Here is a 14,767-nt window from a genome sequence, read left to right as displayed (position 1 = left end):
CGCTCCCGCCATGAGTCCCGACGACCGTCGGGCCTCGATCATCACCGCCACCCTCCCCCTGCTCCGGGCGAAGGGCACTGCGGTGAGCACCAAGGAGATCGCCAAGGCGGCGGGGATCGCGGAGGGCACGATCTTCAGGGTCTTCGAGACCAAGGACGCGATCATCGACGCGGCCATCCACGATGCCTTCGACAACTCCACGCTCGTCGTCGAGCTCGGCGAGGTGGACCGGTCCCTCTCGATGCCCGCGAGGCTTGCGGCCGGTGTCGAGATCATGCAGGAGCACCTGCAGGGCATCTTCGCGCTCATGACCGTCCTGCAGTCGTCGGGCCAGCCGCTGCGCCCGCCCACGGGAGGGGACGCGCACAAGCGTCGGCACGAGGCCACCGCCGAGCTGGATGCGGCCTTCGTCGAGCTCCTCGGTTCCGACGTGGAGCAGCTGCGCGTCTCGGCGCCGACCTTCATCGGCTACCTCCGAATGCTGACGCTCTCGAGCGTGCACCCGATGCTCGACGGCGGTGAGCACTCCAGCCCGGAGCAGCTCGTCGACGTCCTCCTCGAGGGCGCGCTCCTGCGCTCCTCCACCGACGACACCTCCCCTCGCACCACGACGACCCGAAAGAAGAAGTAGTGCTGCTTCGACTCATGCGCGACTACCTGCGCCCCTACCGCGGGGCGCTGCTCGTGCTCGTCCTGCTCCAGCTCGTGGGGACGATCGCCTCGCTCTACCTGCCCAGCCTCAACGGCCGCATCATCGACCAGGGCGTCGCCAAGGGCGACACCGGCTACATCATGACTGCGGGGGGATGGATGCTCGCCGTCTCGCTCGTCCAGATCGCGGCGTCGGTGGCGGCCACCTATCTCGGTGCGCGCGCAGCCGCCGGCATGGGACGAGACCTGCGAGCCGGCGTCTTCGCCAGGGTCGGGGACTTCTCGGCGCAGGAGGTGTCGCGCTTCGGCGCCCCCACCCTGATCTCGCGCAACACCAACGACGTCACCCAGGTCCAGACCGTGGTCTTCATGGGCGCCGCGATGATGGTCTCCGCGCCGATCATGATGGTCGGCGGCATCATCATGGCGCTGCGCGAGGACGTGGGACTCTCCTGGCTCGTCGCGGTGGCCGTACCCCTGCTCGCCCTCTGCGTCTCGCTCGTCATCCGCCGGATGATCCCCAACTTCCGCCTCATGCAGGAGTCGGTGGACTGGGTCAACCGGGTGCTGCGCGAGCAGATCACCGGCATCCGCGTCGTGCGCGCCTTCGTCCGAGAGGACCACGAGCGTGCCCGCTTCGCCGACGCCAACACCCAGTACACCGGCACCGCCCTGGCGGTCGGCCGGCTCATGGCCATGGTCTTCCCGATCGTCATGGTCATCTTCAACGCCTCGACGGTCGCGGTGCTGTGGTTCGGTGCCCAGCGCGTCGACAACGGGCAGATGCAGGTCGGCGAGCTCACCGCCTTCATGAGCTACCTCATGCAGATCCTCATGTCGGTGATGATGGCGACGTTCATGTCGATGATGATCCCGCGCGCCACCGTCTCCGCCGGCCGCATTGCGGAGGTCCTCGACACCGACTCGACGGTCGTCCAGCCCGTCGCTCCCGTCCCACTCCCCACCGGCGGCACCTCGGTCGAGCTGCGTGGGGTCGAGTTCGCCTACCCCGGTGCCGACGTCCCCGTCCTGCAGGGCGTCTCGCTCACGGCCCAGCCGGGCCAGACCACCGCGATCATCGGCAGCACCGGCTCCGGCAAGTCGACCCTGCTCTCGGTCATCCCGCGCCTCTACGACGTCACCGACGGGGCCGTGCTGCTCGGCGGTGTCGACGTGCGCGACGCGACCCTCGAGGACGTGTGGTCGCGCATCGGGCTCGTGCCGCAAAAGCCCTATCTCTTCACGGGCACGGTGGCGTCCAACCTGCGCTACGGCGACTCGGACGCCACCGACGACGAGCTGTGGGAGGCGTTGCGGATCGCCCAGGCCGAGGACTTCGTGAGGTCGATGCCCGACGGTCTGGACTCGGCGATCGCGCAGGGTGGCACCAATGTGTCCGGAGGCCAGCGCCAACGGCTCGCCATCGCCCGCGCCCTCGTCGCCAAGCCCGACGTCTTCCTGTTCGACGACAGCTTCTCGGCCCTCGACCTGTCCACGGACGCACGGCTCCGGGCGGCACTTCAGCCGGTCACCCGGCATACGACGGTCATCGTGGTGGCACAACGGGTTTCGACCATCATCGACGCCGACCACATCGTCGTCCTCGAGGACGGGGCGGTCGTCGGCACGGGGACACATGACGAGCTGCTCGAGACGTGCCCGACCTATGTCGAGATCGTCGAGAGCCAGCGCAGCGCAGAGGAGGCGGCGGCGTGAGCGAAGGTGTGAAGACCGAGGAGGAGAAGGCCGCCGAGGCGCGTCGCGGTCCGGGGGCGCGCGCGGGCAACCGCCACGGCCCGATGGCGATGGGGATCCCCGCCGAGAAGTCGGTCAACTTCAAGCCCTCCGCCAAGCGCCTGCTCGGCCTGCTCAGGCCCGAGCGCATCGCGCTCTACGGCGTCCTGGCGTTCGCCGTGGGCAGCGTCATCCTCAACGCCATCGGCCCCAAGATCCTGGGCCGCGCCACCGACTACATCTTTGCGGGTGTCGTCGGCAAGCAGCTCCCCTCCGAGGGCAGCATCGACCAGATCGTCGCGGGCCTGCGGGCCAACGGGCAGGACACGTTCGCCGACCTCGTCTCCGGCATGCCGCACCTCGTCCCCGGTGCCGGCATCGACTTCGGGGCCGTCGGCCGGATCCTGCTCCTCGTTCTCGGCATCTATGTCGTCGCGAGCCTGCTGCAGTGGGCCAGCGCCTACATCCTCACGGGTGCGGTCAACCGGACCATCTTCAACCTGCGACGTGACGTCGAGGACAAGCTCAACCGGCTGCCGCTGCCCTACTTCGACAACCAGCCGCGCGGTGAGCTCCTCAGCCGTGTCACCAACGACATCGACAACGTCGCGCAGAGCCTCCAGCAGACCCTGAGCCAGCTGCTGACGTCGCTGCTCACCGTCATCGCGATGGTGGCGATGATGCTCTACATCTCGCCGCTGCTCGCCGTCATCGCCCTGGTGACGATCCCGATCACGATCATGGTGACGGCCACGATCGGCAAGCGGTCGCAGAAGCACTTCGTGCAGCAGTGGAAGTCCACCGGCGAGCTCAACGGCATCGTCGAGGAGACCTTCACGGGTCACCAGCTGGTCAAGGTCTTCGGGCGTCAGAAAGAAGCAGGCGAGGCGTTCCGGGAAAAGAACGACGACCTGTTCACGGCGGGCTTCGGCGCGCAGTTCATCAGCGGCATCATCATGCCCACGATGATGTTCATCGGGAACCTCAACTACGTGGTCATCGCCGTCATCGGGGGCCTGCGCGTGGCGAGCGGGTCGATGTCGCTCGGTGACGTGCAGGCGTTCATCCAGTACTCCCGCCAGTTCACCCAGCCCCTCACCCAGGTGGCCTCGATGGCGAACCTCATGCAGTCCGGAGTCGCGTCTGCCGAGCGGGTCTTCGAGGTCCTCGACGCTCCCGAGCAGCAGGTCGAGGCAGCCACCCCGATGGTCCTCGACGACCCGCATGGCCGCGTTGCGTTCGAGGATGTCTCCTTCTCGTACACGCCCGAGTCCCCGCTCATCGAGCACCTCGACCTCACCGTCGAGCCCGGCCAGATGGTGGCGATCGTCGGACCGACCGGCGCCGGCAAGACCACGCTCGTCAACCTCATCATGCGGTTCTACGAGCTCAGCTCCGGCCGGATCACCCTCGACGGAGTCGACATCACCGATCTCTCGCGGCACAACCTGCGCAGCGAGATCGGGATGGTCCTGCAGGACACGTGGCTCTTCGGCGGGACCATCCGCGACAACATCGCGTACGGCCGGCCGGACGCCTCCGAGGACGAGGTCGTCGCGGCGGCGCAGGCCACCTATGTCGACCGGTTCGTGCACTCGCTGCCCGACGGCTACGACACGGTGCTCGACGCCGAGGCCGGCAACATCAGTGCGGGCGAGAAGCAGCTCATCACCATCGCCCGCGCCTTCCTGTCGGACCCCGCCCTGCTCATCCTCGACGAGGCCACCTCGTCGGTGGACACGCGCACCGAGCTCCTCGTGCAGCAGGCCATGGCGGCCCTGCGCCGGGACCGGACGAGCTTCGTCATCGCACACCGTCTCTCGACGATCCGCGACGCCGACCTCATCCTCGTCATGGAGGACGGGCGCATCGTCGAGCAGGGTTCGCATGCGGACCTGCTCGCCGCAGGTGGTGCCTTCGCGCAGCTGTATGCCGCGCAGTTCCGTTCCGCTGTCGCCGAGCCGGTCGAGTAGGTGAACCCCTCGCGCCCACCACTAGGCTGCGGCACGTGAGTGGCAAGGACGAACCGCGCTGGCTGGACGAGGCCGAGATGACGGCATGGCTGCGTCTCATCGCCGTCGCAGAACGCCTGCCCGGGGTGCTCGACTCCCAGCTGCGGCGCGACAGCGGCATGACGCACTTCGAGTACCAGGTGCTGGCGATGCTCTCGGACGCGCCGGAGCGCACGTTGCGGATGACGCTGCTCGGGCTCCAGACCAACGCGACCCTCCCCAGGCTCTCGCACGTGGTCCGGCGGCTCGAGGCGCAGGGCTACGTCGAGCGGTCCGTGGCGCCCGAGGACAAGCGGGCGATCAACGCCCGGCTCACCGACGCCGGCTTCGAGGCCATCGTCGAGGCCTCTCCGGGGCACCTGGCCACGGTGCGGGAGAACGTCCTCGACCCGTTGTCGCCGAAGCAGGTTGCGGCCCTGTCCGACGCCCTCGCGGCGATCCTCTCCCGGGTGGACCCGACGGGGGCCGCGCCCCAGGACCGACGCGACTCCGGCGGCTGAGCTCGCTCACGGGGTGGCTCTGGTCCCCGGTTCGGGCGTCGTGCGGGAGTAGGTTGAACGCGTTCGGGCTCTCGGAGCCGCCCCGATGACGAGGAGGTTCGCCGATGACATCGGCCCTTGCACCGGCAGCCCTGGCTGCCAAGCCACTCATCGACGCGAATGCCGTCGACTACGTCATGGTCGCGCTGTACTTCGTGTTCGTGATGGGCATCGGCCTGGCCGCGCGCCGCGCCGTGTCCGACTCGATCGACTTCTTCCTGTCCGGGCGCTCGCTCCCGGCATGGGTCACCGGTCTTGCGTTCATCTCGGCCAACCTCGGCGCCGTCGAGATCATGGGCATGTCCGCCAACGGCGCGCAGATCGGGCTGCCGACGGTCCACTACTTCTGGGTCGGCGCCATCCCCGCCATGCTGTTCCTCGGCGTGGTGATGATGCCGTTCTACTACGGGTCCAAGGTGCGCTCGGTCCCGGAGTTCATGTTCCGCCGTTTCGGCACCGGCGCCCACCTCGTCAACGCCCTCAGCTTCGCGTTGGCCCAGCTCCTCATCGCCGGCGTCAACCTCTACCTCCTCGGCTCGATCGTCCAGGCCCTCCTCGGCTGGCCCATGTGGGTCGCGCTCATCGTGGCGGCAGCCATCGTGCTGTCGTACATCACGCTCGGTGGCCTGTCCGCAGCGATCTACAACGAGGTCCTGCAGTTCTTCGTGATCGTGGCGTCGCTGCTCCCGCTGACCCTCATCGGCCTCCACAAGGTCGGCGGCTGGAGCGGCCTCATGGACAAGATGAAGCCGGCCATCGACGGTGCCACCGGTGACACGACCGCGACCGTCGCCCAGCAGCAGTCGTCGTGGTCGGGTCAGGCGCTGTCCGGCTTCGACTCGCCGATCCTGTCGGTAATCGGCATCGTGTTCGGTCTGGGCTTCGTGCTGTCCTTCGGCTACTGGACGACGAACTTCGTCGAGGTCCAGCGCGCGATGGCCTCGGACTCCATCTCCTCGGCCCGCAAGACGCCCATCATCGGCGCCTTCCCCAAGATGTTCATCCCGTTCATCGTCATCGTCCCGGGCATGATCGCGGCGGTCCTCGTCAAGGAGATGGCCGACCTCAAGGCCGGGGGTGCGCCCAAGGGCGGTGCCGGCGGCAACGTCCAGTACAACGACGCCCTCATCCTCCTCATGCGCGACGTCCTGCCCAACGGCCTTCTCGGGCTGGCGATCGCGGGCCTGCTCGCGGCGTTCATGGCTGGGATGGCGGCCAACATCTCGGCCTTCAACACGGTCTTCAGCTATGACCTGTGGGAGCGCTACATCCGCAAGGACCGCAGCGACGACTACTACCTGCGCATCGGGCGCCTCGCCACGGTCGCAGCCACGTTCATCGCGATCTTCACCGCGTCGATCGCCGGCAACTTCAGCAACATCATGGACTACCTCCAGACGTTGTTCGGCTTCTTCAACGCACCGCTGTTCGCGACGTTCATCCTCGGCATGTTCTGGAAGCGGATGACACCCACCGCCGGTTGGATGGGCCTGGTGTCCGGAACCCTGTCGGCCATCCTCGTGTGGATGTGCGGCAACCCCGACATCTTCGGGCTGTTCTCGCTGCCGGGTCAGGGGCTGGCGTTCGTTGCAGCCTCCACCGCCTTCGTCGTGGACATCATCGTCTCCGTCGTCGTCTCCATGGCCACGGAGCCCAAGCCGGCCTCCGAGCTCAAGGGCCTGGTCTACTCGGAGACCCCGAAGGAAGACCTCGTCGATCCTCACGAGGCCGCACGTCCGTGGTACCAGCGCACCATCCCGCTCGCGATCATCGCGGGTGTCCTCGTCCTCCTCCTCAACTTCCTCTTCTAGGAGTGCCCGACATGGCTGACACCAACAAGAAGACGGCCGGAGCCTTCGACATCCGCAACTTCATCGGGATGCTCCTCGGGCTCTACGGCATCATCCTCACGCTCATGGGTCTCCTCGGGGACAAGGAGCTCGACAAGACCGGCGGGGTCAACGCCAACCTCTGGACGGGTCTCGCGCTGATCGTCGTGTCGGCGCTCTTCATCGGCTGGGCCAGGGCGCGCCCGACCGTGGTCCCCGACCACGTCGAGCCCGTGATCGACGACGAGACGCGGCCGGCACCTCGCAAGAAGCCCAAGCCGCGTCACTGAGCTCCACCGCAGAACCAAGAACGCCTCGTATGCCGGTTGCACGGCATACGAGGCGTTCTCGCGTTCTCGGGTGGTCGTCTCAGGCGAACTGCCAGGAACGCTTGGACAGCCCGAACCAGAACCCGTCGATGACGCTGCTGCCGTCGATGCCACCACTGGCGTGGGCCGCGCCGAGGCTGACGAAGAGCGGCGCCCAGTGCTCGGTGCGCGGGTGCGCCTCACGGGCAGCGGGTGCCTTGTCCATGAAGTCGAGGATGGCGTCCACGTCACCGGACTCGACCGCCTCGGCAGCCCAGTGGTCGAACTCGGAGGAGGGCGCCGGCGGGGCGGCGTCGGCGGGCGCGTGCGGGTTGAACCAGCCGAGGTTGTGGGTGGTGAAGCCCGAACCGATGATGAGCGTGCCCTCGTCGCGCAGTGGCGCGAGCCTGGTGCCGATGTCGAACAGGGCCTTGGGGTCCAGGGTCGGCATCGAGAGCTGGATGACGGGGACGTCGGCCTCGGGGAACATCTCCACGAGCGGCACGTAGGCGCCGTGGTCGAGTCCCCGGGACGGGTCCTGGTGCAGCCCTCCGCCGGTGTCGCCGAGGAGACCCGCCACGGACTGGGCCAGCCCGGGCGCAGGAGGGGCGGCATACGTGACGTCGTAGTACTTCTGCGGGAACCCCCAGAAGTCGTAGAGCAGAGGGGTCCCGGGCGTCGTCGAGCTCACCGAGATCGGGGCCTGCTCCCAGTGGGCCGACACGACGAGGATGCTGCTCGGCCGGGGCAGGTCCTGCGACCACGTGGCGAGCTCACCCGTCCATCGTTCGTCGTCGGCGAGGGGCGGTGCACCGTGGCTGAGGTAGAGAACTGGGCTGCGCGTGTCCACGACCCGACTCTAGGCCTGCAGGCCACTGGATGAGGCCCGCGCCGCTGCCAGGTCACGCTCCACGAGCTGCCTGGTGGTGCGCTCCTGCTCAGGCGTGTCCCAGGTGAGGGCGTGCAGGTCGCGCTGCGTGGCGTCGACGACCGCGGCCAGCCCGGCGTCGGAGAGCAACCCCGCGGCATACGCCTCGACGGCGCCGCCCACCGGAGTGTCGACGAGAATGATGCCCTCGGAACGCAGTGACTCGCGCCGGTCGGCGGGAAGACCGACCACGTCGTGGATGAGCACGAGACGCACGGCGTCGGGGTCGCTGCGGAGCATCCGCCGACCGACCTCGATGTCGCCCTGCCCGCTGTCCCCGATGAAGACCACGTGCGTCTCGGGCATGAGCAGGCGGAAGCGCTCGAAGTTCACGATCTTGGCCGAGGCCATCGAGTCGTGGCTGCGCAGCCCGTTGAACGTGCCGGACAGGACGGCGTGCGGAGGCAGCCCGAGGTCGCGCAGCCCACGGCGGGTGTGCTGCTCGATGAGCCCGGCCGGGTCCATCGGCCGTGCGGTGACGAAGGTCAGGTCACCGGGGCGGAGCGGGTCTCCGGAGCGGCCGGCGTCGAGGGCGCGATAGAGGGCGATGACACCCGGATAGACCGTGCCGCGCGGGTAGCGGTCGTCGTGGAGCGCGCACCGCAGGGTGTCGTCGATGTCGCTGAGGACGTGCAGGTCGGGCACGTCGACCAGCGCGGCCTGAGCGGCGATGTGGTCGAGGATGTCCTGGCGCGTGCCCTCGTCGTCGACGACGCCGAAGACCAGGTGCTCGAGGTCGCGGTGGTCCGAGCCCGCGTTGAGCAGGCTCTTGAACCGCGTGAGGTCTGTGCCGGACAGGGCGAGGAACGAGTCGCGCACGAGCTGTTCGTGCCCGTGGTCGGAGGACCAGCGGCGACCATGCTGCAGGGCGCGTGCCAGGGTGGCCAGGTCCCGGCCGGGGTCGGCGAGGAGCTCTCGCACGTCCTCGCCGCCCACCTGGGGACGTGCCGCGGACGGGGGACAGCGCACGAGCACCGCTGCTGGGGTCACGCCGACCTCCAGCCGCACTGCGCTGCCCACCGGGTCGCCGTCCACGTGCACGGCGCTCTCGCGGTCCAGGTCGAGCACCACATGGCTCGCCCGGTGGGTCCGCAGACCCGTCCAGCCGCCGCGACGCCGGGAGAGCATCCCGCCGAGAACCCCGAACCAGCCGAGCAACGATCCCGGGGCGACGAGGAGCAGGTCGAGGCGTCCGTCCGTCATCGAGGCCGAGGGCATGAGCGGCAGCCCGAGGGGGAGCACCCGGCAGTTGCCGACGAGGACAGTGCGCACCGGCTCGCGCCCCGAGGGTCGGTCGTCGAGGTGGGTCGTCACGGTGATCGGTTCGCCGACGATGCGACGCCCGAGCGCCGCGAAGTAGGCCGCCCAGCCCCAGCGGTGCTTGTGCGCCTCGGGCGTGGCGGCGAAGGCCTCGGCATCCATGCCGGTCCCCGTCACGACGAGGACGTCGTGGGTCCGCGTCGTGCCGTCGGCGCCTGTCAGGGTCACCCAGGCGAGGTCGCTGTCGACAGGGTCGCCGTCCAGCGCCAGCTCCGACGCGGCATCGAGGTCGGCTGCGTGCAGGCCCACCGTGCGAGCCCAGAGGTTCGCCGTCCCCGTCGGCACGACGCCCAGGGCGACGTGGTCAGCCACGGCTCCGGAGCGTGACAGCGCCGCCGCGACCTCGCGCACAGTGCCGTCGCCTCCCACGGCGACGAGCCGGTCGACGCGCTGGCCCAGCAGCTCGCCCACTTGGGCGGCGCCGTCGGAGTCGGCCGTCGTCTCGAGGACGACGGGCTCGGGCCAGCCGCGCTGCCGCACCGCCCGGCGGAGCGCAGCGACCGCTGCCGCGCTGCGGGGCTTGCCGGGGTGGACGACGACGCCGCAGAGATGCGGCACCGCGCTCAGGGTCTTCACGAGGGCAACCGTATCCACGACCGTGCTGTCCGGCGGGCGGGAACGGCTCAGGTGACCCTGCCGCGCAGCTCCCGCACGAGGACCTTGCCGGTGGCATTGCGGGGGAGCTCGTCGAGGAAGACGACCTCGCGCGGCACGCAGTGACGAGCCCGGTGGGCCTTGACGTGCGCCTTGACGTCATCGGCGTCGAGCTCGGCCCCCTCGTTGAGCACGAGAAATGCCGCGAGACGCTGGCCGAACTCCGGGTCGGGCACGCCCACGACGGAGACCTCGCGGACGGCGGGGTGGTCGACGAGGAGCGACTCGACCTCGACCGGGTAGACGTTCTCACCCCCGCTGACGATCATGTCGTCATCGCGGCCGTCGACGTGGAACAGGCCGTCCTTCTCGTGCCCCAAGTCGCCGGTCGACACGAGGCCGTCCACGAAGTCCTTGGTCGTACCCGAGGTGTAGCCGTCGAAGACGAGCTCGTTGCCGCAGAAGATCCGCCCGGTCTCCCCTGCGGGGACCTCGCGGTTGTCGGCGTCGAGGATCTTGACGACGGTGCCCAGCGGGGGAGTGCCTGCGGTGTCGGGGTCACGTCGCAGGTCCTCGGGCGTGGCGATGCAGACCCAAGAAGCCTCGGTCGACCCGTAGAGGTTGTAGAGCACGTCGCCGTACTCGTCCATGAACGTCGTCGTGAAGCCGTGGGGGTACGCCGACCCGGAGGTGGCCACGACGCGCAGGTTGCTGCGCCGTGACCTGCCTGTTGGATCGGCGGGAAGCTCCATCATCCGTTGGAGCATCACGGGGACGGCGAACATCGCGTGACACTTCTGCGTCTCGAGGGCGTCCTTGGCCGACTGCGGGTCGAAGCGACGCTGCAGCACGATCGTCGCGCGCAGGGCGAAGCCCAGCTGCATCGCGGCATAGCCCCAGGTGTGGAAGATCGGGGCGCTGACGAGAATGCGGTCCTGCGCTCGCAGGGGGATGCGCTCGATGATCGAGACGAGGGGGCCGAAGCCGCTCGGGGACTTGCGTGCTGCGCCCTTGGGCGTGCCCGTCGTGCCCGAGGTGAGAATGATGGTGCGGCCATCCTTGGGGGGTGGGGCCAGGTCCGGCACGTCCGTCGCCGCGTCCAGCTCGCTCGCCCAGTCGCTCTCACGGATGACGGAAAGTCCGTCCGGGAGCTCACCGACCATGGCGTCGAACTCGTCGTCATGGATGAGGGCCGTCAGCTCCTGCTCGTTCGCCACCTGGGCGAGCTGCCCCGCCGACAGTCCGGTGTTCATGAGCACGAGGTCGACCCCGACGGCGGATGCGCCGGTGATGATCTCGATGGCGCCGACGTGGTTGCGGGCAAGGAGGCCGACGCGCTCCCCGGGCCGGAAGCCCTTGGCTCGCAGCAGCCCGGAGGCACGCTCGGACCGGCGCAGCAGCTCGCCGTAGGTCACCTCCCCCCGCTCCTCGTCGACGACTGCGACGTGCTGGGGGCTGCGGCTGGCCGCCTGGCGGAGCTCACCCGCGAGGCCGAATCCCCACTTGTGCAGCGCTAGCAGCTGGTTGAGCTGGCGGTGCGGTGGGCCGGGCGCGATGAGCCCGCGCTTGACCATGACCGCAGCCACGGTCAGGAGACTGATCGGCATGATCAGCTCTTGGGCGTGTCGAACCAGTTCTGGAAGGCCATGGCCGCGCTGAGGTCGCCGCGCACCTTGATCTTGCCCATCATCACCATCATGGTCGGGTTGCCCGAACCGGTGATGAGCTTCGCGAACTCGGCGGGTCCCAGCATGAGCGAGGTCGTGGGCTCCTGCGTCGGTGACTTCTCCACCGTGCAGGTCCCGTCCTTGACCACGACGGCGTAGGTGTCGTCCGTGCCGCCGGGGCCGCCGGTGATGCGCCAGTTGACGCGCGCATCGGTGCCCTTGGCCTTGTCGGGGACGAAGAGCGTGGGGAAGCGTCCGAAGATCCCGTCGAGGATGAACTGGCGGTGCTCCCCACCCATGATCTCGTTGATCTCCTTGTCGGAGAGCTTCTTGATGGTCTGGGTGAACTCGGCCGGTTCCATCGTGGCGAAAGTGGTGGGATCGATATCGGTCATGAACCGACCCTACTCGTGGGTAGCCATGCCGACAAGGAAGGGGAACCCGTGCCAGCCGTCACATCGGGCGACGTGGCGCCAAGATGGGGACGGTGAGGTTCGAGCAGCACCTGGCAGCGATCTCGGTCGCCGCACACCGACTGGGCGAGGAAGCGTGGGCTGCTGGTCCGGACGCGGCGGTGCCGACGTGCCCGGGCTGGAGCGTGCGCGACCTGGTGGCACACCAGGGCATGGTCCATCGCTGGGCGACGGCCGTGGTTCTCGGCGACTCGGACGCAGCGGACTCGCCCGATGGCTTCAGGGAGGAGGGGTTGGCCGAGTCCGATCCGGTCGAGTGGCTCATCGAAGGTTCGCTGGAGCTCGTGGAGGCTCTCGAGGACGCACATGCCAACCTCAAGGCGCTGGTCTTCCTCAAGGATGCGCCCTCGGCGCGAGACTTCTGGGCTCGCCGACAGTGCCATGAGACGACGATCCATGCCTTTGACGCCCTGTCCGCACACCTTGCTCGTATGCCGTCCGCCAACGATGCCGAGATCGACCCACCCTTCGCTGCTGATGGGCTCGACGAGCTGCTCACCGGCTTTCTGCCGCGATCGAAGAGTCGGCTCCGCAGCGATGCGCTGGTGCGAATTGCGGTGTCCCCCATCGACGTCGATGCCGCTTGGCTCGTCGCGGTGAGCCAAGAGCCAGCAGTGACCACACGGCATACGAGCGATTCAGGCGAGCTGGCCACAGCCAAAGTGAGGTTCAGTGGAACGGCAGCACAGCTCTACCTCGGTTTGTGGAACCGCGGGAACGAGATCGTCACCACCGATGAGGCGATGCTCACTCGTTGGCGCGAGGTCTCCCGCGTCGAGTGGTGACGTTCAGAGGAAGGCGCCCCAGCCGGTGCCGATCTGGGACTTGGTGAGGAAGCCGCCGCGTCCGTTGCCGGGATACATGAGGAGCTTGCCGTCCATGGTGATGGCGCCGATGTCGACCTTGCCGTCTCCGGAGAAGTCACGCATGGGCAACACCGAACCGAAGCCGGCCCAGCCGCTGCCGATCTGCTTCTTGGTGAGGAAGCCGCCGCGTCCGTTGCCGGGGTAGAGCCAGAGCTTGCCGAGGCCATCGACGCCCACGATGTCGGAGCGCTTGTCACCGTCGAAGTCGCCGGGTGAGAAGACAGCCTGGAAGGTCTGCCAGCCGCCGCCGAGTCGCACGCCCCGTCCGATGGCCCCGGTGGAGGTGGAGGTGTAGCGGTAGAAGTCTCCGGCGGGGGTGATGCCGATGAGGTCGGCGATGCCATCACCGGTGAGGTCCGATGAGGCGTCGATGGTGCGGAAGACGTTGAACCCATGACCGAGGACGCGGGTACTGGTGGTGGTCGGCTGGATGAGGTCGCCACCGTTGAGATAGAGCACCCCGAGTGGTGCTCCGGGCCCCTTGCCGGTCGAGGATCCCGGGATCGGTGCCCGGGTCGCGGGGATCGTGGTGCTCAAGGTGCTCTTGAACTTGCCACCGCCAGCACCTTGGTAGATGCGCCAGGTGGCTGCGCGGTTGGTGGCCGTCGGGGCGAGGGCGGCCCAGAGGTCGGCGCGTCCGTCCTTGCTGCGGTCGCCGGTGCCGAACACCCGGACAGGACCCATCCGGGGAGCCGCCGTGACCGTCGCCGAGTCGAGGTCCAGGCCCTGCTGGGTGACCTGCGTGACCGCTACGGTGTACGCCACCCCGTTCGTCAGACCCGTGATGGTCGCATGTCGCGTGTAGCCGACCGACCAGTCGACTTCGCCAGTGATGATCTTGTTGCCGGGCTGGACGGTGAGGCGGTAGGCGTTGAAGGCGGGCTGGGACCATGCGATATCGATGGAACCTGTCTTCGGGGTGGCGCCGAGACCGACGATCGTCGGGGACACGATGCGGGTCACTTGGGAGGCCAGCCCCAGATCGTGCTCGGTGGTCGTCACCGGGAGGCCGAGCGCTGGCTGGTTCAGGACCCGACCGTCGGCGGAGTAGGTCGACCGGTTGCCGTTGCTGTCGGTCAGAACCACGCGGGTGACACGTGCTTCGCCGATGGTTGACGGCCGGAACAGGATGCTTCCTCTCTGCCGGCCGTACAGGGCTGTCTCCCGGCCGAAGTCGATCTCCTGCCCGTCACCCACCCGGCCAAAGACGTTGATCGTGGAGAGGATCGGGTCCACGACGTCAAAGGAGAAGAAGGCTTCCGGACCGGCATAACCGGCCACGGCCTGTTCGGGCGCCCAGAAACTGCTCAGCACTGGAGGTGTGACATCACGTCCCGCAGCGACCGTCAGGCGGAGGCTCAGGTCGACCTCATGGGTTCCGGTGGCACCGCTCGAGTACCGGACGGAGCCATCGGAGCGGTACTCAGCGCCGTTGCCCGCAACGTCCTCGACATAGATGGAGGATCCGAGGTAGGGGCCGTCGAGTGGTGACTGGTTGGAGTACCAACCGGACGTCGTCCAGGTCAGCGCCTGCACATCGAGGTCGTCGCCATACCAGCGCGCCTCGAGCGGAGTGGCCCTGAGCGCCGGATCCTCATGGAGGTGACGAATCACGACGTACTTGATGTTGCTCTCGTCGGTGACGGTGAGTGAGAACGTCATGGCTTGGTGCTCGCCCATTGGGCCGTAGGTGCCCTCGGGCAGGGTCGCCCGGGTGAGGATGGGCGCGGTCGTGTCCGCCGTGGCGGTTGCGCTGGCGGACGAAGCGAAGGCTGTGGCCCCGAGGCAGGCGATGGCGAGGGACGACAGGAGTTGTCGGAGGGTGCTGGGCACTGGCGTTGCCCTC

General features: G+C 68.4%; 12 protein-coding genes. 7 read left to right on the top strand and 5 right to left on the bottom strand.

Annotation, left to right across the window (positions count from 1 at the left end; all coding sequences use genetic code 11):
• Positions 1 to 10: 10 nt before the first annotated feature.
• From ASG74_RS08295 to ASG74_RS08270, 6 genes are all read left to right on the top strand, one after another.
• A complete protein-coding gene (locus ASG74_RS08295; protein WP_056141369.1) occupies positions 11 to 631 on the top strand; it encodes a TetR/AcrR family transcriptional regulator in 621 nt (206 codons plus the stop codon).
• Positions 631 to 2,367: an ABC transporter ATP-binding protein gene (locus ASG74_RS08290; RefSeq protein WP_056141365.1), complete on the top strand. Its 1,737-nt coding sequence runs from the start codon at positions 631 to 633 to the stop codon at positions 2,365 to 2,367. The genes ASG74_RS08295 and ASG74_RS08290 overlap by 1 nt, the downstream gene beginning before the upstream one ends.
• Positions 2,364 to 4,358 carry an ABC transporter ATP-binding protein gene (locus ASG74_RS08285; protein ID WP_056141363.1) on the top strand — a complete coding sequence of 665 codons (1,995 nt, stop codon included), beginning with the start codon at positions 2,364 to 2,366 and terminating at the stop codon, positions 4,356 to 4,358. Before ASG74_RS08290 ends, ASG74_RS08285 begins: the two co-directional genes overlap by 4 nt.
• A gap of 35 nt (positions 4,359 to 4,393) precedes the next feature.
• On the top strand, positions 4,394 to 4,897 hold the full coding sequence (locus ASG74_RS08280; protein WP_235498859.1) for a MarR family winged helix-turn-helix transcriptional regulator: 504 nt from the start codon (positions 4,394 to 4,396) through the stop codon (positions 4,895 to 4,897).
• 104 nt (positions 4,898 to 5,001) lie between these two features.
• Complete coding sequence (locus ASG74_RS08275) at positions 5,002 to 6,747, top strand: sodium:solute symporter family protein (RefSeq protein ID WP_056141361.1); 1,746 nt, start codon at positions 5,002 to 5,004, stop codon at positions 6,745 to 6,747.
• A gap of 11 nt (positions 6,748 to 6,758) precedes the next feature.
• A complete protein-coding gene (locus tag ASG74_RS08270; protein WP_056141358.1) occupies positions 6,759 to 7,055 on the top strand; it encodes a hypothetical protein in 297 nt (98 codons plus the stop codon).
• A gap of 79 nt (positions 7,056 to 7,134) precedes the next feature.
• On the opposite strand, the gene ASG74_RS08265 is transcribed toward ASG74_RS08270, so the two are convergent.
• The 4 genes from ASG74_RS08265 to ASG74_RS08250 are packed head-to-tail and all read right to left on the bottom strand — an operon-like array spanning position 7,135 to position 11,977.
• Positions 7,135 to 7,923, bottom strand: coding sequence for a dioxygenase family protein (locus ASG74_RS08265; RefSeq protein WP_056141356.1), 789 nt, complete (start codon positions 7,921 to 7,923; stop codon positions 7,135 to 7,137).
• Positions 7,924 to 7,932: 9 nt separating this feature from the next.
• Positions 7,933 to 9,897 (bottom strand): diacylglycerol kinase family protein, encoded by a 1,965-nt coding sequence (locus tag ASG74_RS08260; RefSeq protein ID WP_056141354.1) that lies wholly within the window; start codon positions 9,895 to 9,897, stop codon positions 7,933 to 7,935.
• Positions 9,898 to 9,944: 47 nt separating this feature from the next.
• Entirely contained in the window at positions 9,945 to 11,522 is a 1,578-nt protein-coding gene (locus tag ASG74_RS08255) for an AMP-binding protein (protein WP_200942548.1), read from the bottom strand.
• Between the two features lie 2 nt (positions 11,523 to 11,524).
• Entirely contained in the window at positions 11,525 to 11,977 is a 453-nt protein-coding gene (locus ASG74_RS08250; protein WP_056141352.1) for an SCP2 sterol-binding domain-containing protein, read from the bottom strand.
• A gap of 92 nt (positions 11,978 to 12,069) precedes the next feature.
• On the opposite strand from ASG74_RS08250, the gene ASG74_RS08245 reads away from it, so the two are divergent.
• Positions 12,070 to 12,840, top strand: a complete 771-nt coding sequence (locus ASG74_RS08245; protein ID WP_200942547.1) for a maleylpyruvate isomerase family mycothiol-dependent enzyme — start codon at positions 12,070 to 12,072, stop codon at positions 12,838 to 12,840.
• A gap of 3 nt (positions 12,841 to 12,843) precedes the next feature.
• Here the strand turns inward: ASG74_RS08245 and ASG74_RS08240 are convergent, their stop codons facing one another.
• Entirely contained in the window at positions 12,844 to 14,754 is a 1,911-nt protein-coding gene (locus ASG74_RS08240; protein ID WP_056141348.1) for an FG-GAP-like repeat-containing protein, read from the bottom strand.
• Positions 14,755 to 14,767 lie beyond the last annotated feature (13 nt).

The organism is Knoellia sp. Soil729, from assembly GCF_001427985.1.
GTDB lineage: Bacteria > Actinomycetota > Actinomycetes > Actinomycetales > Dermatophilaceae > Knoellia.
The sequence above is the reverse complement of the archived record's forward strand: the minus strand, read 5'-3'. Positions and strand labels throughout refer to the sequence as shown.

Coding starts and splice junctions, on each gene's coding strand:
- ASG74_RS08270 (WP_056141358.1), top strand. CDS start 6,759: ATGGCTGACACCAACAAGAAGACGGCCGGAGCCTTCGACATCCGCAAC.
- ASG74_RS08275 (WP_056141361.1), top strand. CDS start 5,002: ATGACATCGGCCCTTGCACCGGCAGCCCTGGCTGCCAAGCCACTCATC.
- ASG74_RS08250 (WP_056141352.1), bottom strand. CDS start 11,977: ATGACCGATATCGATCCCACCACTTTCGCCACGATGGAACCGGCCGAG.
- ASG74_RS08255 (WP_200942548.1), bottom strand. CDS start 11,522: ATGCCGATCAGTCTCCTGACCGTGGCTGCGGTCATGGTCAAGCGCGGG.
- ASG74_RS08295 (WP_056141369.1), top strand. CDS start 11: ATGAGTCCCGACGACCGTCGGGCCTCGATCATCACCGCCACCCTCCCC.